Genomic DNA, 18,144 nt, shown 5'->3' on the forward strand with positions numbered 1-18,144 from the left:
CGTGCACAGCGCTGCTGCCCGTTACGGCGTGTCGTGCAGCATCAGGTCAAGGCCCACGCGTTCGCCGCTGCGCACCCGACTGACGGCCTGGCGCTCCGTGACGCGGTAGACGCCCTGCGAGCCCGATACGGGCCGGTGCGACGTCGCGATCACCACCCCATCGCCCAGGCCCAACGGCAGCACCATCGGGCGCGACTGCATGCGCGGGCGCTGCTCGGTCATGACAAGTTCGCCGCCCGTGAAATCCACGCCGGGCTCGGACAGCAGCACGATCAGCCGCAGCGGAAACACGCAGGCGCCGTCGGCATGCTGCAGCAGCGGCTGGTAGCCGGGTGCGTGCAGGCGCTGGATCGTGGAAAGGCTGCGCGATTGTCCTGAAAGGCGGTTCTGCTGGAGGTAGGCGGGCAGATCGTCCGGGTAGGAGACATCCATGTCCAGTGCGCTTGCCCACGCGCGCGCCACCGGCAGCAGGCGCGCGTAGAGATCGGTGCGCAGGCTGGCCAGCGGCGCCGGCAGGGGATCGGGCAGGCCTTGCAGCGCTGCCAGCGCGCGTGCTTCAGCCGGCGCATAGAGCGCGGGCAGCAGCGCCCAGCCCTGCGCGTCCAGGTCCTGCGCGATGCGTATCCAGTCGTATTCGCCGAGCGGGCGGGAGGCGGGCGTTGTCATGGTCCGGGGCGCGTCATGGAAGGGATCGTGGTCTTGGGCGTGGTCATGTTCATGTGCATCGTCTTGCGCGGGGCAATCGTCCTGGCGGCCAGGCGTTACCCGCCGCCGGTACGACGCCACAGCTTAGCCAGTCCGGCGCGCCCCGGCACTCCGCCGCTTGCTGTCCGCGGGGCCGCACCAGCCGGCGGTCAGTTGCCGTGCAGTATGCTTACCGGCTTCATCGACACTCCCCCCGCTGCCCGCAATGACTGATTTTCCCTTTGACGCCGTGCTGTTCGACTGCGACGGTGTCCTGGTCGATTCCGAACCCATCACCAGCCGCGTGCTGACCGAGATGCTCAATGAATTGGGCTGGGGCATCACGCACGCCGAGACAATGCAGATCTTTACCGGGAAGGCGGTCAAGGACGAACTGCCGCTGATCGAGGCGCGCACCGGCGCCACGATCGATCAGGCATGGTTCGACCAGTTCCGCCAGCGCCGCAACGACGCGCTGGACCGCGATCTCGTCGAGATCCCCGGGGCGCCCGACGCCGTGCGCGCCTTGCACGAAGCGCTGGATGGGCGCATCGCCGTGGCATCGGGCGCGGACCGACGCAAGGTCGAGCTGCAACTGGCCAAGGTGGGCATCGCCGACTGCTTCGACGGGCGCGTCTTCAGCGGCCACGAGATGCCGCGCAGCAAGCCGTTTCCGGACGTGTACCTGGCGGCCGCGCAGGCGCTGGGCGTGGACCCGAAGCGTTGCGCAATCGTCGAGGACACGGTCACCGGCGCAACAGCAGGCGTGGCCGCCGGCGCCACCGTATTCGGCTACAGCCCCGGCGAACTCGGCCACAGCGGCGCGCAGGCGCTGCGCAACGTGGGCGTGTCGCACGTGTTCACCGATATGCGCGAGTTGCCGGCGCTGCTGGCGGGCTGGCGGGCGCAAGCGGCCTGACGCGCTGGCGCGCGATTGCCGATCGATGTGCCGGCAGGCGGCGGGCGCCTGACGCGCATCCGCCGCGCCGGGCATCAACGCCCGTGCGTGGCGTACTGTTCGCCGCCATCCAGGTCGATCACGGTTCCGCTCAGATAACCCGCGCGCGGCGAGGCGCCGAAGACGATCATGTCTGCCACCTCGCCCGGTTCCATCAGCCGCCCGAACGGTAGATCCGACAGAGTTTCCTGCCAGCGCGATTCGTCGCCCCAGCGCGCCTGCGCGCGTTGCCGAGCCAGCGTCAGCACGCGATCGGTGCGCGTGCGCGACGGATTGACGCCGAACACCCGCACCCCGTGGCGCGGTGATTCGCCGCCCAGCGCCCGCGTGAATGCAATGAGGGAGGCGTTGGCCGCCGCGCCGCAGATGTAATCGGCGCGCGGCGCCGAGCCCGCCATGCCGATGATGTTGGCAATGACGCCCGACCCCGCGTCGCGCATCGCCGGATAGTAGTGGCGCGCCAGGCTGATGTAGCCGTGCACCTTCAACTCCCAGCCCGCGCGCCAGCGTTCGTCCTGAACCTGATCCAGCGCGCCGCCCGGCACGGCGCCGGCGTTGTTCACCAGGATGTCGACGGGCCCCGTTTCCTTGCACAGGCGCTCGGCCGCGCCGGGTTGCGCCAGATCCAGCGTCACCGCGCCGGCCTGCCGCCCCGTCTGCTCGCGGATTGCCGCCGTGGCGTCATGCAGCGCCGCATCGTCACGCGCAACCAATATTGGCTCGGCGCCTTCGCGCGCAAACGCGATGGCGCACGCCAGGCCGATGCCCTTGGAGGCGCCCGTGATGAGGACGCGTTTACCCGCCAGCTGCAAATCCATGTAGCGCTCCTGTCGATGCGCGCCGGTCGGCGCGGCCTTGCAGACGTTGTAAACCGGATGCGCGGCGCTGTGGGATCCAGGGCAGAAATTTTGAAGACGCGAAGGTGCGCCGCGTCCGCGCGCCGCCTGCTATGCTCGGTTTCTCCTCGGATCCAAGGACTCGTCGATGTCGCAAATCTGGCTGGAAATCTGGACTGCAGTGCGTACTGAATTTGCCGATATTCCCGATGTGGCGGAGGCAACACGCATTGTGCTGCGCTTAAGCATGGCCGTCCTGCTGGGCGGCCTGTTGGGTTACGAACGGGAACGCAGAGGCAAGGATGCCGGGCTGCGCACGCACATGCTGGTGGCGCTGGGCGCGGCCATCTTCGTGCTGGTGCCGTTGCAGGGCGGCATGGAAGTCGGAGACCTGAGCCGCGTGCTGCAAGGCGTGATCGCGGGCATCGGCTTTCTGGGGGCGGGCGCCATCATCAAGCTGGGCGCCGAGCGCGAAATCCATGGCCTCACCACATCGGCCAGCATCTGGATGACCGCCGCCATTGGCGTGGCCGCCGGCATGGGCCGCGAGGCCACCGCCGTGGTCAGCACCCTGATGGCGCTGTTTGTGCTGGCCGTGCTGCGGCGCGTCGAGGCGCGCATTTCCGCAAGCCAGGAAAAGCGCGTGATCTCGACGGATGACAAGGGATCGCCGTAGACACCGGAAGCGGATCCGCCCGTCGCAGTCTTGCCGGGCCGCCCGCTAATTGCCGCCCGATACCTCGATGAACGAGCCGCTGGTATAGCCGGCCTCGTCCGAAAACAGCCACATCACCGCCCCGGCCACTTCTTCCACGGTGCCGCCGCGCCGCAGCGGGATGACGCTTTTCAGCCGGTCGACGCGGCCCGGCTCGCCGCCGCTGGCGTGCATCTCGGTGTAGATCGTGCCGGGGCGCACGCCGTTCACGCGGATGCCTTCGGGAGCGACTTCCTTGGACAGCCCGATGGTCAGCGTGTCCATCGCGCCCTTGGACGCGGCGTAGTCCACGTATTCGTTGGGCGATCCCAGCCGCGCTGCGGCCGACGACATATTGACGATGGCGCCGCCCTGGCCGCCGTGGCGCGGCGACATCCGCCGCACGGCTTCGCGTGCGCACAGGAATGCGCCGACCACGTTGGTGGACAACACCCGGTGCAGCCGGGCGGCATCCATGTCCTCGACGCGCATCTGCTTTTCCAGGATGCCGGCGTTGTTGACCAGCGCGTGGATGCGACCCAGGCGCTCGTCCAGCGTGCGGAACATGCGCAGCACCTGGTCCTCCTGGGCGACATCCGCCTGAATCGCGACGGCCTTGCCGCCGTCTCGGGTGATCTCGTCCACGACCGCCTCTGCGGCATCGGCATTGGCGTGGTAATTGACGCCGACCGCGTACCCGCGGCGGGCGGCCAGCTTGGCGATGGCAGCCCCGATGCCGCGGCTGCCGCCGGTGACAAGCATGACTTTGGACATGGTTTCCTCCTGTGGTGGCATCACTGTTGGGCCACACGTTAGCAAACGCGGCCGATCAGATCCATACGTCGTTGGGCGCACGGCGCGGCCCGCCTTCGTCGCCGGTGTTCGCGACGCCGCGCGGCTCGATCAGCATGAGCTGCACTTCCTGCGGCGCACAGGGCTTGTGCTCCACGCCCTTGGGGATCACGGTCATTTCACCGGGACCCAGCGCGATCTCGCCGTCACGCAGCGCGATCCGCAGATGGCCCGCGATGACGATGAACGTCTCGTCCGTGTCGGCGTGCGAATGCCAGACAAAATCGCCTTTCAGCTTGACGAGCTTGAACTGGTAGTCGTTCATCTCGGCAATGACCTTGGGCATCCAGTGGTCGTGGATCAGGGCCAGCTTGGCGGCCAGATTGATGGAAGCAGGGAGGGACATGGCGGGCTCATGGGGATGGAAAGCCCCACGATACGGCGGCGCCGGGCGCGCCGTCTTGTACGATCGAGCAGCTTTTTCCGTTGCGCGCCGGGGCCGCGCGTCAGCCGTTCAGCATCCGCCGCCAGCGGTCGGGCGCCATGCCATAGGCCTGCACATGGCGGCGCGTAAGGTGACTTTGATCGGTGAAGCCTGCGTCGGCGGCAGCCTGCGCCAGCGGCGTGCCCACCGCGATCAGCCGGCGCGCCAGGTCCAGGCGCCGCAGCATCACGTAGCGGTATGGGCTGGTGCCGAACAGCGCGCGGAAATCGCGCGACAGGCTCCAGCGATCCGTGCCCGCCGCGCGCGCCAGGTCGTCCAGCAGAATCGGCTGGTCCAACGATGCATGGATGAACTGCCGGGCGCGTTCGGCCGCGGCGTAATCGGGCGCGCGCCGGCCGGTTCTGCGGCCCGCGGCGGCGCACAGCGCGTGCGCCAGTTCAAACAGCGCGTCGTCTTCCTGCAGCGGATCGATGTCCTGGCCCGTGGCCTGGAGCAGCGCGCCGCTGGCCGCGTACAGCCGCGGATCGGCGCTGATGCCGTCGCGGATGAACGGCAGCGGCCGGCCGCCCAGGATCTGCTGGATCAGCGCCGGCTCCACGTAGATCATCCGGTAATGAAAGCCCGCGTCGGTGCCGGCCTGGCCGTCATGCGCTTCGTCGGGATGCAGCACGATGGTGCCGCCCGGCAGGCTGTGCTGCATGCCGCGCCGGTAATGAAAACTTTGCACGCCGGCCAGGGTGCGGCCGATGGCGTAGGTGTCGTGGCGGTGCATGTCGTAGCCATGCCCGCCGAAGTACGCCTCGATGCGCTCCACGCGGCTGGACGGCGCGGCACGCCGGATCCAGTCCTTGCGGGTCGCATCGAAGGCCATGAGCAGACCCCGCGGCTACGCCGGCTGCTTCAGCTGGACCAGCACGAACTCGTTGCCGTACAGGTCGATGAAGTGGGCGTACGCGGCGGTCTCTTCCTGTACGGGCTCGCGCGTGAAGCGCACGCCCTTGGCCGAGAAGTGCGCGTGATCGCGCAGCACGTCGTCCGTGTAGAACACGCCGACGGGCTGGCCGCCCGTCTGGTCGCCCACGCGATCGCGCTGGGCCTGCGTCTGGGCCTGCAGCAGCCACATGCCCACCGAGGGCTGATCGTGCAGACGCAGATGCACATAGCGCTGCTGGCCGACAGGCATGTCGACAGACACCTCCATCCCGAGCTTGTCCCGGTAGAAGGCGATGGCGGTGTCGTAGTCGTTCACCAGCAGGACGAGACGGCCCAGCGTGTGCATATCAGGACTCTCTTCAAATGGATCGTGCGGCCATGCTAACCCACCAGGAAGTCTTTGACCTCAGTCGGCGGCGTCGGCCTCGCGCAGCAGGCGCACGCCGACCAGCGGATAGCGCGTTTCCTGCGTGTTCCAGTTGCGGTACGACGAGCGCGTGTACAGCGCCCACGTATGCCACGAGCCGCCGCGCCGCACGCGCACGTTGCCGGCTTCCGGACCCTGCGGATCATCAGTCGGGGAGTGGGCGTAGTAGTCCTCGCCGTACCAGTCCGCGACCCATTCCCATGCGTTGCCGTGCATGTCGTACAGGCCGAACGCATTGGGCGCGTAGCTGGCGACCGGGGCGGTGAAGGTGTTGCCGTCGTGGCGCGGCGAGGCAAAGGCCTGCCACTTCGGCCACAACGGGCTGGCGTCGGCATCGAAACCGTTGCCCACGTCAGGCATCGCGGCCGGGTCGTCGCCGTTCTGGTAGCGCGTGCGCGTGCCGGCCCGGCAGGCGTATTCCCATTCGGCTTCGGTGGGCAGGCGGTACACGCGGCCTTCCGTCCTGGTCAGCCATTGCGCCAGCGCCTGCGCGTCGTTCCAGCTGATGTTCACCACCGGGTGATCGTCGCCCTGCACAAATCCCGGGTTGCGCCAGGAATACCGTCGGTCGCGGCCTTCGAAGGCGTCGCCCGACGCGGACGTTTCCGGATCGTACGCGGCGTTGTAGCCGTAGCCGCCGGTGCCGTCGGCTTCGGACTCCGGCACGTAGCCGGACGCTTCGATGAAGCGCCGGAACTGGCCCACGGTGACTTCCGTGCGCTCCAGGTAGAACGGCCGCGTGATGCGAACGGCGTGCACCGGCGCTTCGTCAAAGAGCTGGGCGTAGCGGTCAGGCGGATAGTGCGGATAAGCGGCGGCCAGCGTGTCGGCCCCTTCGTCGCTGCCCATCTGGAATGTGCCCGCCGGGACACGCACGAAGGTCATACCCAGCGAATTTTCGACGATGTCGGGCGGCGTGGCCGCCTGGACGGACGCGCAGGTCAGGGTGCAGAGCAGGGCGAAGGCAGTGCGGGTACGCATGGCAGTCCGACGGGTTAGGCCTGAGGGGTGCGCAATAGTAGGTCCGCTGCGCGGCCGCCGCCAGACATGGTGAACCCTCATGTTGGACGGACGCGTCGCGGAAAGCCGGTCCGCCGGAGCGCCGGATCGCCGGAGCTTCGGACCGCCGGACCGCCGGACCGCCCGCTGGCGGACCCCAAAGGCTGCATCGTCGACTGCCGCCCGCTCAGTTTTCCGCCGCCCGCGCATCCAGCCATTGCCGCGGTGATGCGCCCAGCTTCTGGCTGAAGATGCGCGACAGGGCCGACGCGTTCGCGTAGCCCAGCTCGGCGGCGATCGTCTTGACGGCGATGCCTTCCCGCAAGCGCGACTGCGCCAGCGTCAGGCGCCAGTCGGCCAGGTAGTCCGCCGGCGGCTGGCCGACCACGTGCTTGAACGCGGCGGCAAAGGCGCCGCGCGACATGCCCGCACGGCCGGCCAGCGCTGCCAGCGTCCAGGCCGCGCCGGGCTGCTCGTGCATGGCGACCAGCGCGCGCGCCAGGCGCGGCTCGGCAAGACCCGTCATCAACCCGATCTGTATGCCGGCCTCGGCAGGATGGTCGATCAGCCAGCGCAACAGCTGGATCAACACCACCTCAAACAGGCGGTCCGCCAGCAGCCGCTGTCCGCATCGCACCTGTTCGGTTTCGGCGAACAGCAACGCCAGCGCCTGCGCCAGTCCGTCAACACGCGCCAGCGGCAGCGCGATCAGCGGCGGCAGCGCGCGCACCAGCGGATGGTGGTCGCCGCCTTCGAAGTGCAGCGTGGCGCAGGTGAAATCCGAGCCGTCCTCGGGCGGGTTGTGGAATTCATGGTGCACCGGGCGTGCGTAGAACAGCAGCGTCGGCTCGGCTACGCGCAGCCGGCGGGGCAGACCGCTGCCGGCCCGGTGCGCGACCTCCATGTCGCCGCGTCGCAGCACGTGCAGGAAGGCGCGCCCGGGTTCGGGCGCGAACCGGTTCAGACCGCACAGCGGGCCGGCATGGAACAGGTGCGCCCGCACGCGGAACCGGTCGAGCAGGGCGGACAGACGGTCGAGCGAGGGTGTCATGGCGTCTTGGACGAATAGATATGAATCGTGGACGTTAGGTGCCCAATATTACTCCCGGCCCGCCCATACTGGCGCAAAGGCAGCAGGAAACCAGCCGGCGCCTTTCCCTTAACGATTGAATCAACTCACTGAAAGGAAACATCATGTCCCGCGTTCAACTCATCGACTCCTCCGTTGCTCCCGCTGCCAGCAAGGCGCTGCTTGACCAGATCCACGGCGCGTTCGGCGCGACCCCCAACATGTTCCGCGCAGTCGCGAACTCGCCCGCCGCCCTGAAAAGCATGTGGGGTGCGTTCGGCGCCCTCGGCGGCGGCGTGCTGCCCCCGCAACTGACGGAAAAGATCGCCGTCGCCGTCGCCGACCGCAACCGCTGCGAATACTGCCTGGCCGCGCACACCGCGCTGGGCCGCAAGGCTGGCGCCACTGCCGAACAGATGGCTGCGGCCCAGGCCGGCCACGCCGACGATCCGCAGACGGCCGCGGCGCTGGATTTCGCGCTGAAGCTAGTGCGCCAGCACGGCCAGGTGGCCGACACCGACGTGGCGGCGGTGCGCGCGGCCGGCTTCAATGACGAGCAGATCGTCGAGATCCTGGCGCATGTGGCGTTGAACCTGTTCACCAACTACGTGAACGTGGCGTTCGACGTGCCGGTGGATTTCCCGCGTGTGCAGTTGCGCGCGGCGTGAGCGATCCGGGGCCAACCTGGGCAACCCAGGCGGCCTTCGCAACGCGCGGCCCGCGCTGTCCCCACGGCCCGGGCCACCGGGTTCCACAGGGGCGCCGGCAGCGGCCGCGCGCCCCTATCCCGCCTTGCGTATCGTGAAGTTGATGCGCTGGCTGCCCAGCCGCGGATGCGGCAGGTCCTTCAGCGGCATCACGCCGTGAAACCGCAGGCGGTCCACGCCTCCCCACACGACGACGTCACCGTGAAACAGCGGCACCCGCGCCGCGCGGTCCGCGCGGTCGTCTCCCCCGAACAGAAACATCGCCGGCATGCCCAGCGACACCGACACGATGGGCGCGTTGAAATCGCGTTCATTGCGGTCCTGGTGCAGCGACAGACGCGAGCCGGGTTCGTAGCGGTTGACCAGGCACGCATCGGGCGCAAAATCCGGAAAGCCGGCTTCCCGCGCCGCGTCCTGCGCCAACTGCGTGAAGGCCTGCGGCATCGCCGGCCAGGGCTGTCCGGACACGGGGTCGATGCGGCTGTAGCGATAGCCGCGGGCGTCCGTCGTCCACCCCAAGTCGCCGCAGTTGGTCAGCGCCACCGACATCGTGTACCCGCCGGGCGTCTCCATGTGCCGGAACGGCGCCTGCGCGGTCACGTCGTCCACGCCGGCCAGCAGCGCGTCAACGGTTGGCAGCGCAAAGCCGCGCAACACCACGGATTGCGGGCCGATGGTCACGCGGCCATGCTGGGCGGGATCGTCGCCGCCGAATAGGTCCAGGGTCATGTCACACCGCGTCGTGAAAAATGATGCCAAGCGTGTGGCGGCGCCCCGAACGCAGCTCGCTCACGCCGTGGCGCATGGCCACCTTGCGCCATCCGCGCACGCCGGGAACCGGGCGCTGGTTCACCGTGAAGATCAGCGCATCTCCTTGCTTCAGGGGCAGCACGTCGGCGCGCTGCTCTCGGCTGCCGGTTTCCGTCATGACGAATTCACCGCCCGTGAAGTCCACGTCCGGCGTGGACAACAGCACCGCCACCTGCAACGGAAACACGTGTTCGCCGTACAGGTCCTGGTGCAGGCAGTTGTAGTCGCCCGGCCCGTACTGCAGGATCAATGGCGTCGGCCGGCGCTGGCCGGCCCCGTGGCACCGCGCAAGAAAATCCGCGTGATCTGCGGGGTACTGCACGCCGATGCCCATCTGCCGGTTCCATCGGTTGGCGATGGGCGCCAGCTGGGTATAAAGCGCGCCGCGCAGGCGGGCAAGCAGGTCAGGCAAGGGATAGCGGAAATACTTGTACTCGCCACGCCCGAATCCGTGACGCGCCATCACGATACGGCTTCGGTAGCGATCATCGTGGTCGTAGGCGTCCGACAGCGCGATGCATTGCGCAGGCGTCAGCAAGGCGGGCAGGACAGCGTTGCCGTGCGCGTCGAGGTCGGCAACGGCGCGGTTCCAGTCCTGCTGCGCGAGCAGGGCGTCGGCGGGCGTGGTGGTCATGGTCGTTGAATGGAGAACTACTGCGGCAAATTTACGGCGGCAGATTCACTGCGGAAAATTCACTGCGGAAAATCGCTGCGTCCAGTCTACGCCTTGCGAAATAAACGGCCACTCCGCTTGTTGCGGATTGCGGTAGACCGGGTCGCGTTTGACTTCCACCCCTACAACAACGGCTCCAGCGGCAACAGCGACGCCACCCACACGGTCGCGCGTTGCAAGATGCTGGCGCCGGGCTCGCGGTCATGGCGCACCGTGTGACCGTCGCGATCGTCCAGCCAGTAGAGCTTGCCCATCTCATCCAGCATGACGCGGTAGGCGGTGCGGGGCAGTTCTTCCTCGAAGGCGTCTTCGATGCCACGCGCCAGCGCCGGGCTGTCGATCACGAATCCCAGCTCGGTGTTCAATCGCGCCGAGCGCGGATCGAAATTGAACGACCCGACGAAAACGCGCTCGCCATCCACCGCGAAGGTCTTGGCGTGCAGGCTGGAGCCCGAACTGCCGAAGGGACCCATGCTCTTGTTGCGCTCGACGCCTTGCACCGCGCGCTTCATTTCGTACAGCTCGACGCCGGCGGCCAGCAAGTCCTTGCGGCGCTTGGCGTAGCCTGAATGCACCACCGCCACGTCGGTGGCTTCCAGCGCGTTGGTCAGCACCCGGACCTTGACGCCATTGCGCGCCATCTTGGCAAACGCCTGCGTGCCGGCGGCGGTGGGCACGAAGTAAGGCGACACCAGCAGCAGTTCTTTTGCCGGTTCGCCCACGATCTCGTGCAGTTGGTGCGGCAGCATCGCCTCGGGCGGCGCGGTGCCCAGCGTCTTGCCCGGATCGTCGCTGACCATTTGGGTGCTCGCCCAGATCAGGGGCAGTTCGCCGCCAAGCAACTGCCGGATGAAGGGCAGGTCGCGCATCGCCTGCGCATAGGCTGCGGCCTCGGGCGACTGTTCGACCGCGGCCGCGTCCGCCTCCAGTTCTTCCAGTTCGTTGGACGCAGCCTTCCGGACGATGCCTTCCACCGGATAGGCGGAATCGCTGCGCCAGTAGCGGTCGAAGTCGCCCGACACGTCGCTGACGGCGGCGCCGATGGCCAGCACGTCCATGTCCCTGAACAGCACGCCGTCGGTGGCGCCAAAGTACTCGTCGCCGATGTTGCGGCCGCCCACGATGGTGGCCTGGTTGTCGGCGGTAAATGACTTGTTGTGCATCCGGCGGTTCAGCCGGTTGAAGTCCGTCAGGTAACCAAGCGGCTTGGGCCAGCGCAGCGTGAAAGGGTTGTAGAGCCGCACCTCGATGTTCGGATGCCCGTCCAGCGCGGACAGCGTCCGGTCCAGTCCCGACGTGCCGTTGTCGTCCAGCAGCAGGCGCACGCGAACGCCGCGGTCGGCGGCCTCGTGCAGCGCCTCGAACAGCATGATGCCCGTCATGTCGTCGTGCCAGATGTAGTACTGCACGTCCAGACTGCGTTCGGCCGCACGCGCCAGCATCATGCGCGCGGCAAAGGCGTCCAGGGGATCGGCGAGGGCGTGGATGCCGGACTTGCCGGGATGCGCGGCGGCCAGTGGGGCGATCGCCCGGCCCAGCGGCGTTGCGCCGGCTTCCTCATCGGTAAGTCCCTGCGACACGCTGCGCTTGTCCAGCGAGGGAAGGGAACAACCGGAAGTCAACGCGCAAAAGATGGTCATGTAGAGGTGTTTGCCCAAGTGCATGACCGCTATTGTGCCGAATCCGGCGCGGGTCGCTCGTAGTGTCCGGCGGGCGAACGGATTGCGCATCGGGGAAACCACGCGGTCGACATGTTTTCATATATGGAATAAATTCCCGGATATGGAACAACCACACACCGCCGCCGCCGCCGATGCCGGGCTGGACCTTCGTCTGGCCGCCCGGCTAAAAACACTGCGCCAGGACCGGGGCTGGTCGCTGGACGATCTGGCCGGCCGCGCCGGCATCAGCCGCGCCACGCTCTCCCGCCTTGAAAATGGCGAGGTCAGTCCCACCGCCAGCGTGCTGGGCAAGCTTTGCGCCGCCCATGGCATGACGATGTCGCGCCTCATGCTGATGGTCGAAGACGACTTTGCCGCCCATGTGCCCCAGGCCGCGCAGGCGGTGTGGGTGGATGACAGCGTGGGTTTCCGCCGCCGCTCGGTGTCGCCGCCGTCGCAGCGCCTGGCGGGCGAGGTGCTGGCCTGCGAACTGGCCGCCGACGCCCGCATTAGTTATGACCAATCGCCACGGCCCGGCCTTGAACACCATCTGCTGATGCTGGACGGCGAGCTGTCCGTCACGGCCGACGGCCACACGCATCGCCTGCTGCCGGGCGACTGCCTGCGCTACCAGCTATTCGGCGCCAGCGCCTTCGTCACCCCGCCGCACAGCGGCGCCCGCTACCTGCTTTTCATCGTCTGAGCCTGCCATGACCCCTGCAAACCTTGAATTGACGCTGCTGACGGCCGATGCCGCCGCGGCCGCCATCCCCGAGCTGGCCACCTTGCTGCACGCGTGCGTGCAGGGCGGGGCCAGCGTCAGCTTCGTGCTGCCGTACACGCATGACGACGCGCAGGGGTTCTGGCGCGGCAAGGTGCTGCCGGGCGTCGAAAGCGGGGCGGTGAAGTTGTGGGTGGCGCGCGTGGACGGGCGGGTTGCCGGATCCGTGCAACTGGACGTCGACACGCCGCCGAACCAGCCGCACCGCGCCGAGGTGCGCAAGCTGCTGGTGCATCCGGATTTCCGCCGCCAGGGCATCGCGCGCCGGCTGATGCACGAGGTCGAGGACATGGCGCGCCGCCTGCATCGCAGCCTGCTCACGCTGGACACGCGCACGGGCGATTCGGCCGAGCCGCTGTACGCGTCGCTGGGCTATCAGACGGTGGGGGTGATTCCGGGATTTGCACGAGATCCGCTCGACCCGGCGAAGGTGGACGGAACGACGATCATGTACAAGCCGCTATGACCGGCGTTCCGCGCGGGGCGATCAGGCCAGCGGCTTGATGCCCACGCTGTAGGGCGGCGCGTTGCCGCGCGCGGCGGCCTTGATCTTCAGCATGGACCCGCCGGGCGTGTACTCGAAGTCTTGATAGGGGACTTCGAACCATTGGTGAAAGCTGGTGCGCGAGAACTCGGGCACCCACACCTTTGCCCGTTTGGCGTCGCAGTGGAATTCCACCAGCGTGCGGTCGATGCCCAGTGGGCGGGTATTGCCGATGCGGTAGCTGACGCGCAGTTCGGCGCGTGCGACGCGGCCGGGCTGCCAGGTCAGGCCGATGGATTCCATGAAGTGTTCGATCGCTTCAATGCCGCGATGCATAGCTGACTCCGAAAGCAGCGGGGAAAGAAAGCCCCGCAATGACCCGCCGCGCGTGGCGGCGGCAAACAGACGGATTATCCGCCATATCGCATTGCCGTAGAAATAGGCAGGTTTCACGCAAGATCCAGCCTGTACGCCCGCGCACACGATTCTTACTATCCTGTCCAGGGCCGCGCCGGCCGTGGCTCTGCAGAGCGCGGCGGTATCGGCCGCGCAGCCAGGCATCTTGCCGGCGGCCGCAAGCAAGGGAAGGGAATCGTATGAATACCGAAAAAATCTGGTTGGTGACGGACGCGTCGGCCGGGCTGGGCGTCACGCTGGTCAAGATGCTGCTGGATCACGGGCACAAGGTCGCGGCCACGTCGGACGATGGCGATGCGTTGCTGGAAGCAGTGGGCGCCAAGCTGGAAGGCCGGTTCCTGCCCCTGACCGTCAACCTGGCCGACGAGCGCGCGGTGCGCCGCGCGGTGGACGCCACGGCGGCGGCCTTTGGCGGCATCGACGTCGTGGTGAATGGCGCCGGGCAGGGCGTGCAAGGCTCGCTCGAGCGGTTGTCGGATGCGCAGTTGCGCGGCACGTTCGATACCCACGTGTTTGGGGTGCTGAACGTCATCCGCGCCGTGATGCCGCGTCTGCGCGCGCAGCGCGGCGGGCATGTGTTCAATATCTCGTCGATTCTGGGTTTCGATGGCCGCGCGCCGGAATGGGGCGCCTACAGCGCCGCCAAGTTTGCCGTCAGCGGGCTGACCGAGTCCCTGGCCGCCGATGCCGCGCCGCTGGGCATCCGCGTGTCGCTGGTCTACCCGGGCGCGATGCGCGCGGGTGATGCGCAAGCATCCCCGGAGCTGGCCGCGCGCGGCGAGCAAGGGTGGGACCAGGGCGGCGATCCGGTCAAGGCGGCGCAGGCGCTGATCCAGGCCGCCGAGGCGCAATACGCGCCCCTGCACCTGTTCCTGGGCCGCGATTCCTTCGATCAGGCGCGCATCAAGATCCAGTCGGTGCAACAGGAGCTGGCGCGCTGGCGCGAGATGTCCGTGTCGATCGGTGCGGTTGACGGGAGACGGCTGGCCGCTTGAGGCGTACAGCGCGCCAGCGCATCAGGTGAGGAGCCCGCAGACCGTTTGAGGCGCGCAGCCGCTAGCCGCCCAGCAGCCCGCGCCCGGCCTGGTAGGCGCCCAGCAGCGCCAGGCTGACCATGAAGCACAGCTTGAACGTGCGCGCGGAAAGCCGACCGCGCAGCCGTTGCCCCAGCGCCATGCCGGCCAGTGCCGGCAGCAGCATCAGGAGCGACGCGCTGGCGGCGCCGGCCGTGTAGCCGCCGTTCAGCCACAGCCCCGCGGCCAGCGCCACGGTCGACACCGTGAAGGAAATCCCCATGGCCTGGATGAGCGCGTCCTTGTCCAATTTCAGGGCTTGCAGATAGGGCACGGCCGGGATGACGAAGACGCCGGTGGCGGCGGTGATCACCCCGGTCACCGCGCCGGCCGCGATGCCGATCCATTGTTCATGCCGGGGCTGCACCGTGGGCGGCGAGCCAAACAGTCCCCAGGCGGCATAAGCCACCAGCGCCAGCCCCAGGAAGATGCCGGCCCAGTCGCCCGAGGGCGGACCCAGCCACAGCGCGCCCGCCACCGTGCCCGCGCAGACGCCGGCCTGCATGCCGGCGATCCGGCGCAGGACCGCGCGCAGTGTGACCCACGGCAGCGCCTGCCACAGGTTGGTGATGAGCGACGGCACGATGAGCAGCGCGGCCGCCTGCGCCGGCGCCATCACCAGCGCCAGCAATGCCATCGAAATGGTGGGCAGGCCCAGCCCGACCACGCCCTTGACCACGCCGGCCAGGACGAAGACCGTCACGACAGCCGCGAGCAATACGGGATCGAAAAGATTCATGCGGGCTCGCAGTGCGCGGTCAGCGCGTCCTTGGGGCGGCCGAACAGGGCGAAGGCCACATCCTGCGACGGTCCTTCGTTCTGGCGGGCGGCGCGCAGCAGCCATGCGCGCCCCTCGCACAGGTCGGCGGGCAGCGACGGGCCGTACAACGCGGGAGCGCCGATCAGCACCATGCCCAGCATCCGTTGCGCGGGCGGGTGGTCCGCGCGCGCGGCGGCGCGCAGCCACGTCAGCATTGCGCCATGGTCGCCCTGCGTCTGCGCTTCCAATGCCAGTGCGTACTGCTGGGCGGGGGTGAGGGGGCCGCCAAGTCCGGCCTGCGCTTCGGCTGCGCCTGAGGCGTGCAGCGTCAATGCAACCAAGGCCAGCCCCGGCCAGCGCGCGGTCCGGGTGCACAACATTGCAATGTTCATGATTACCGCCTGTTTGGGTGGGTATGGACGCATTCTCACGCTCGCGCCCGACCGCGCCTATCGGGATCTGGCTTACCCAGACTATGGCTGCGCCTGAGGATAGCGTGCTACGCTTTTTTTCATGCGCTTTGACCTGACCGACCTACGCCTTTTCCTGAACGTGCACGAAACCGGCTCCATCACGGCGGGCGCGGGGCGGTCGCACATGACGCTGGCGTCGGCCAGCGAGCGCATCCGGGGCATGGAAGACGCGCTGGGCGTACCGCTGCTGGTGCGCGAGCCGCGCGGCGTGCAGGCGACGCCCGCGGGGCGCACCCTGGTTCATCATGCACGGCTGGTGCTGGGCCAGATCGACCGCATGCGCGGCGAGCTGGATCATTACGGCGCCGGGCTGAAAGGCCATGTGCGGGTGCTGTGCAACACCACGGCGCTCAGCGAATACCTGCCGCCCGTGCTGGGCGCGTTTCTCAAGGACCATCCGCATATCTCCGTCGACCTTGAAGAGCGCCTGAGCCACGAGATCGCCGACGCGCTGAGGACCGGCGCATGCGACATCGGGGTGCTGGCGGACTCGGCCGATCTGCACGGCCTGCGCACGCGCATCTTCCGCCATGACCCGCTGACGCTGATCGTGCCGCGCAGCCATCCGCTCGCGGCGCTGCAACAGGTGCTGCTGGAGGACGTGGCCGGGTACGAATTCGTCGGATTGGTGCAGGGCAGCGCGTTGCAGGAGCACATCGCGCATCACGCGCGCCGCAGCGGCAAGGCGCTGTCCTATCGCGTGCGGTTGCGCAGTTTCGATGCCGTCTGCCGGATGGTGGGGCAGGGGGTCGGCGTGGCGATCGTGCCGCGCGCGGCGGCGGTGCGCTATGGCCGCGCGGCGGGGGTATGCCGCGTGGCGCTGGCGGATCCGTGGGCGGCCCGCGATCTGGTGCTGTGCGTGCGTGATGATCTTCCCGCGTACGCGGCGGATCTGGTGGCCTATGCGTTGCGCGACGCACCGGCTGGCGATGCGGCCCAAGCGCCCGTGGACCCGGCCCCCGACGCCCCTGCGCGCGTCAGCGTGCAAAAAGCCGGCGCCCCGGCAGGTGGCCGCGGTCGAACCACGAACCCGACGCGACGGCGGCCAGGATGATCAGGCCGTAGATGCACATCGCCACGGCCGCGATCACGAAGAACACCGTCAGCGAACCGGTCATGTGCAGCGCGACGCCGCCTGCGCCGATGCCGATCAAAAGCCGCAGGAACCCCGCCATCAACGGCCACTTCAGCCTTCCGGCGCCTTGCGACGCGAAGTACAGCGAAAAGCCCAGCGCGAAAAACCCATACACCGGACCCACAATGCGCAGATAACCGGCGCCGGCCTCCAGCATGTGATCCTGCGCGCCGAACAGGCGCAGCCACGCGTCGGGGAAAAACGCCGCGGTCAGCCCGATCGCCTCCGCCAGCACGAACGCCATCGCCCCGCCCGTCAAGGCGATGCGCATGGCGCGCTCCGGTTGGCCCGCGCCGATGTTCGAGCCGACCATCGCCACCATGGGCGCTCCCAGCCCGAAAGCGATGGGCATCAACAGATATTCCAGCCGCACCGCCACGCCATAGCCCGCCACCGCTGCCTCGCCCGCGTAGGCGCCCACCAGCGCCGCGGTCAGCGCCACCAGCGCGTTGGTCATGAGCGGGTTGATGGTGGCCAGCGCGCCCACGCTGAGGATGTTGCGCATCAGCGTCGCATGCAGCCGGCTGGCGACCAGCCGCGCCGCGTTGCGTCCGCTGGCGCAATAGGCGCCCAGGATCAGCGTGCCCACGGCGTAGTAGATCACCAGCGCCCAGCCGCCGCCCGCCACGCCCAGGGCGGGGAAGGGGCCCCATCCGAAGATCAGGCATGGCGACAGGGGAATCAGCAGCAGCGCGCCGCCGCAGATGACCGCGCCCGGCACCAGCATGTTGCCGGTGCCGCGGATGGCGCTGGCAAAGGCGTTCATCAGCCACATCAGGACGATGCCGCCGAAGATTACATTGGAATACGCCAGCGCGGCGTCGAGCGCTTCGCCTTCGGCGCCCAGCGCGCGGTACAGCGCCGGACCGAAGGCCAGCAACAACACGCAGAAGGCCAGACCCAGCAAGGCGTTCAGCACGACCGCATGCAGCACGAGCTGATCGGCCTCCTGTTGCCGTCCGCCGCCCAGCGCGCGCGCGACCGCGGCGGAAATCCCGCCACCCATCGCGCCCTGCGACATGTTCTGCATCAGCATCAGCACCGGCACGACGAGCGCCACGCCGGCCAGCACCGGCGTGCCCAGCCGCGCCAGGAACCAGGTCTCGATCAGGCCGGTGGATGACTGCGCCAGCATCATGAGGATGTTGGGCCACGCCAGCCGCGCCAGCGTGGGCGCGATGGGACCATGCAGCATGGCTTGCAAGCGCGCATTGGCGGGGCGTGGGGGAGCGGTCGCTGGCATGGGGAAGGCCGGTGGACGTGATCGGCAAAATTTACGTGCATATGCCAATAACTGTCAATAACGGGCTGGACGTGAACTCGCGCGGGCGGT

General features: G+C 68.3%; 22 protein-coding genes. 7 read left to right on the top strand and 15 right to left on the bottom strand.

All coding sequences use genetic code 11. The features are described from left to right. Nucleotides 1–21 precede the first annotated feature (21 nt). A complete protein-coding gene (locus AC6CIE_RS17490; protein WP_498093145.1) occupies nucleotides 22–666 on the bottom strand; it encodes a 2OG-Fe(II) oxygenase in 645 nt (214 codons plus the stop codon). Between the two features lie 244 nt (nucleotides 667–910). Here AC6CIE_RS17490 and AC6CIE_RS17495 point away from each other — a divergent pair, with 244 nt between their 5' ends. Continuing rightward, a complete protein-coding gene (locus AC6CIE_RS17495; RefSeq protein ID WP_175137684.1) occupies nucleotides 911–1,603 on the top strand; it encodes an HAD family hydrolase in 693 nt (230 codons plus the stop codon). A gap of 74 nt (nucleotides 1,604–1,677) precedes the next feature. Here AC6CIE_RS17495 and AC6CIE_RS17500 read toward each other — a convergent pair whose 3' ends face one another. Further along, complete coding sequence (locus AC6CIE_RS17500; RefSeq protein WP_175184458.1) at nucleotides 1,678–2,460, bottom strand: SDR family oxidoreductase; 783 nt, start codon at nucleotides 2,458–2,460, stop codon at nucleotides 1,678–1,680. A gap of 166 nt (nucleotides 2,461–2,626) precedes the next feature. Between AC6CIE_RS17500 and AC6CIE_RS17505 the strand changes: the two genes are divergently transcribed. After that, on the top strand, nucleotides 2,627–3,154 hold the full coding sequence (locus tag AC6CIE_RS17505; protein WP_175124417.1) for an MgtC/SapB family protein: 528 nt from the start codon (nucleotides 2,627–2,629) through the stop codon (nucleotides 3,152–3,154). Between the two features lie 45 nt (nucleotides 3,155–3,199). On the opposite strand, the gene AC6CIE_RS17510 is transcribed toward AC6CIE_RS17505, so the two are convergent. The 6 genes from AC6CIE_RS17510 to AC6CIE_RS17535 all read right to left on the bottom strand — a co-directional run bounded on the left by AC6CIE_RS17510 (nucleotide 3,200) and on the right by AC6CIE_RS17535 (nucleotide 7,819). Further along, nucleotides 3,200–3,946: an SDR family oxidoreductase gene (locus AC6CIE_RS17510; protein WP_498093148.1), complete on the bottom strand. Its 747-nt coding sequence runs from the start codon at nucleotides 3,944–3,946 to the stop codon at nucleotides 3,200–3,202. 55 nt (nucleotides 3,947–4,001) lie between these two features. Continuing rightward, on the bottom strand, nucleotides 4,002–4,370 hold the full coding sequence (locus AC6CIE_RS17515) for a cupin domain-containing protein (RefSeq protein WP_175137687.1): 369 nt from the start codon (nucleotides 4,368–4,370) through the stop codon (nucleotides 4,002–4,004). Nucleotides 4,371–4,470: 100 nt separating this feature from the next. Next, on the bottom strand, nucleotides 4,471–5,280 hold the full coding sequence (locus AC6CIE_RS17520) for an AraC family transcriptional regulator (protein WP_175137688.1): 810 nt from the start codon (nucleotides 5,278–5,280) through the stop codon (nucleotides 4,471–4,473). 15 nt (nucleotides 5,281–5,295) lie between these two features. Next, entirely contained in the window at nucleotides 5,296–5,688 is a 393-nt protein-coding gene (locus AC6CIE_RS17525; protein WP_175124421.1) for a VOC family protein, read from the bottom strand. Nucleotides 5,689–5,748: 60 nt separating this feature from the next. Next, on the bottom strand, nucleotides 5,749–6,750 hold the full coding sequence (locus AC6CIE_RS17530) for a formylglycine-generating enzyme family protein (RefSeq protein ID WP_175124422.1): 1,002 nt from the start codon (nucleotides 6,748–6,750) through the stop codon (nucleotides 5,749–5,751). Nucleotides 6,751–6,955: 205 nt separating this feature from the next. Continuing rightward, nucleotides 6,956–7,819: an AraC family transcriptional regulator gene (locus AC6CIE_RS17535; protein WP_498093150.1), complete on the bottom strand. Its 864-nt coding sequence runs from the start codon at nucleotides 7,817–7,819 to the stop codon at nucleotides 6,956–6,958. Between the two features lie 143 nt (nucleotides 7,820–7,962). Between AC6CIE_RS17535 and AC6CIE_RS17540 the strand changes: the two genes are divergently transcribed. Further along, nucleotides 7,963–8,505: a carboxymuconolactone decarboxylase family protein gene (locus tag AC6CIE_RS17540; RefSeq protein ID WP_175137691.1), complete on the top strand. Its 543-nt coding sequence runs from the start codon at nucleotides 7,963–7,965 to the stop codon at nucleotides 8,503–8,505. A gap of 114 nt (nucleotides 8,506–8,619) precedes the next feature. Here AC6CIE_RS17540 and alkB read toward each other — a convergent pair whose 3' ends face one another. The 3 genes from alkB to AC6CIE_RS17555 form a co-directional block, all read right to left on the bottom strand. After that, entirely contained in the window at nucleotides 8,620–9,273 is a 654-nt protein-coding gene (alkB, locus tag AC6CIE_RS17545) for a DNA oxidative demethylase AlkB (protein WP_175124423.1), read from the bottom strand. 1 nt (nucleotide 9,274) lies between these two features. After that, a complete protein-coding gene (locus AC6CIE_RS17550; protein ID WP_175124424.1) occupies nucleotides 9,275–9,988 on the bottom strand; it encodes a 2OG-Fe(II) oxygenase in 714 nt (237 codons plus the stop codon). A gap of 161 nt (nucleotides 9,989–10,149) precedes the next feature. Next, a complete protein-coding gene (locus tag AC6CIE_RS17555; protein ID WP_498093152.1) occupies nucleotides 10,150–11,667 on the bottom strand; it encodes a phospholipase D family protein in 1,518 nt (505 codons plus the stop codon). Between the two features lie 142 nt (nucleotides 11,668–11,809). On the opposite strand from AC6CIE_RS17555, the gene AC6CIE_RS17560 reads away from it, so the two are divergent. Both AC6CIE_RS17560 and AC6CIE_RS17565 read left to right on the top strand, forming a co-directional pair. After that, nucleotides 11,810–12,391, top strand: a complete 582-nt coding sequence (locus AC6CIE_RS17560; RefSeq protein WP_175124426.1) for a helix-turn-helix domain-containing protein — start codon at nucleotides 11,810–11,812, stop codon at nucleotides 12,389–12,391. Nucleotides 12,392–12,398: 7 nt separating this feature from the next. Next, nucleotides 12,399–12,935, top strand: coding sequence for a GNAT family N-acetyltransferase (locus AC6CIE_RS17565; RefSeq protein WP_175124427.1), 537 nt, complete (start codon nucleotides 12,399–12,401; stop codon nucleotides 12,933–12,935). Between the two features lie 21 nt (nucleotides 12,936–12,956). Here the strand turns inward: AC6CIE_RS17565 and AC6CIE_RS17570 are convergent, their stop codons facing one another. Then, entirely contained in the window at nucleotides 12,957–13,289 is a 333-nt protein-coding gene (locus tag AC6CIE_RS17570; protein WP_056558301.1) for a hypothetical protein, read from the bottom strand. 260 nt (nucleotides 13,290–13,549) lie between these two features. Here AC6CIE_RS17570 and AC6CIE_RS17575 point away from each other — a divergent pair, with 260 nt between their 5' ends. Beyond that, entirely contained in the window at nucleotides 13,550–14,365 is an 816-nt protein-coding gene (locus AC6CIE_RS17575) for an SDR family NAD(P)-dependent oxidoreductase (RefSeq protein WP_191576130.1), read from the top strand. 61 nt (nucleotides 14,366–14,426) lie between these two features. On the opposite strand, the gene AC6CIE_RS17580 is transcribed toward AC6CIE_RS17575, so the two are convergent. Continuing rightward, a complete protein-coding gene (locus AC6CIE_RS17580) occupies nucleotides 14,427–15,182 on the bottom strand; it encodes a sulfite exporter TauE/SafE family protein (RefSeq protein ID WP_175124429.1) in 756 nt (251 codons plus the stop codon). Beyond that, nucleotides 15,179–15,595 (bottom strand): sel1 repeat family protein, encoded by a 417-nt coding sequence (locus AC6CIE_RS17585; RefSeq protein WP_498093154.1) that lies wholly within the window; start codon nucleotides 15,593–15,595, stop codon nucleotides 15,179–15,181. Before AC6CIE_RS17585 ends, AC6CIE_RS17580 begins: the two co-directional genes overlap by 4 nt. A 121-nt stretch (nucleotides 15,596–15,716) precedes the next feature. Between AC6CIE_RS17585 and AC6CIE_RS17590 the strand changes: the two genes are divergently transcribed. Then, nucleotides 15,717–16,730, top strand: coding sequence for a LysR family transcriptional regulator (locus AC6CIE_RS17590; RefSeq protein ID WP_175137698.1), 1,014 nt, complete (start codon nucleotides 15,717–15,719; stop codon nucleotides 16,728–16,730). Here AC6CIE_RS17590 and AC6CIE_RS17595 read toward each other — a convergent pair. Further along, nucleotides 16,654–18,054, bottom strand: coding sequence for an MATE family efflux transporter (locus AC6CIE_RS17595; protein ID WP_175124432.1), 1,401 nt, complete (start codon nucleotides 18,052–18,054; stop codon nucleotides 16,654–16,656). The genes AC6CIE_RS17590 and AC6CIE_RS17595 overlap by 77 nt on opposite strands. Between the last annotated feature and the right edge of the window lie 90 nt (nucleotides 18,055–18,144).

The organism is Achromobacter sp. GQ309 (assembly GCF_059759315.1).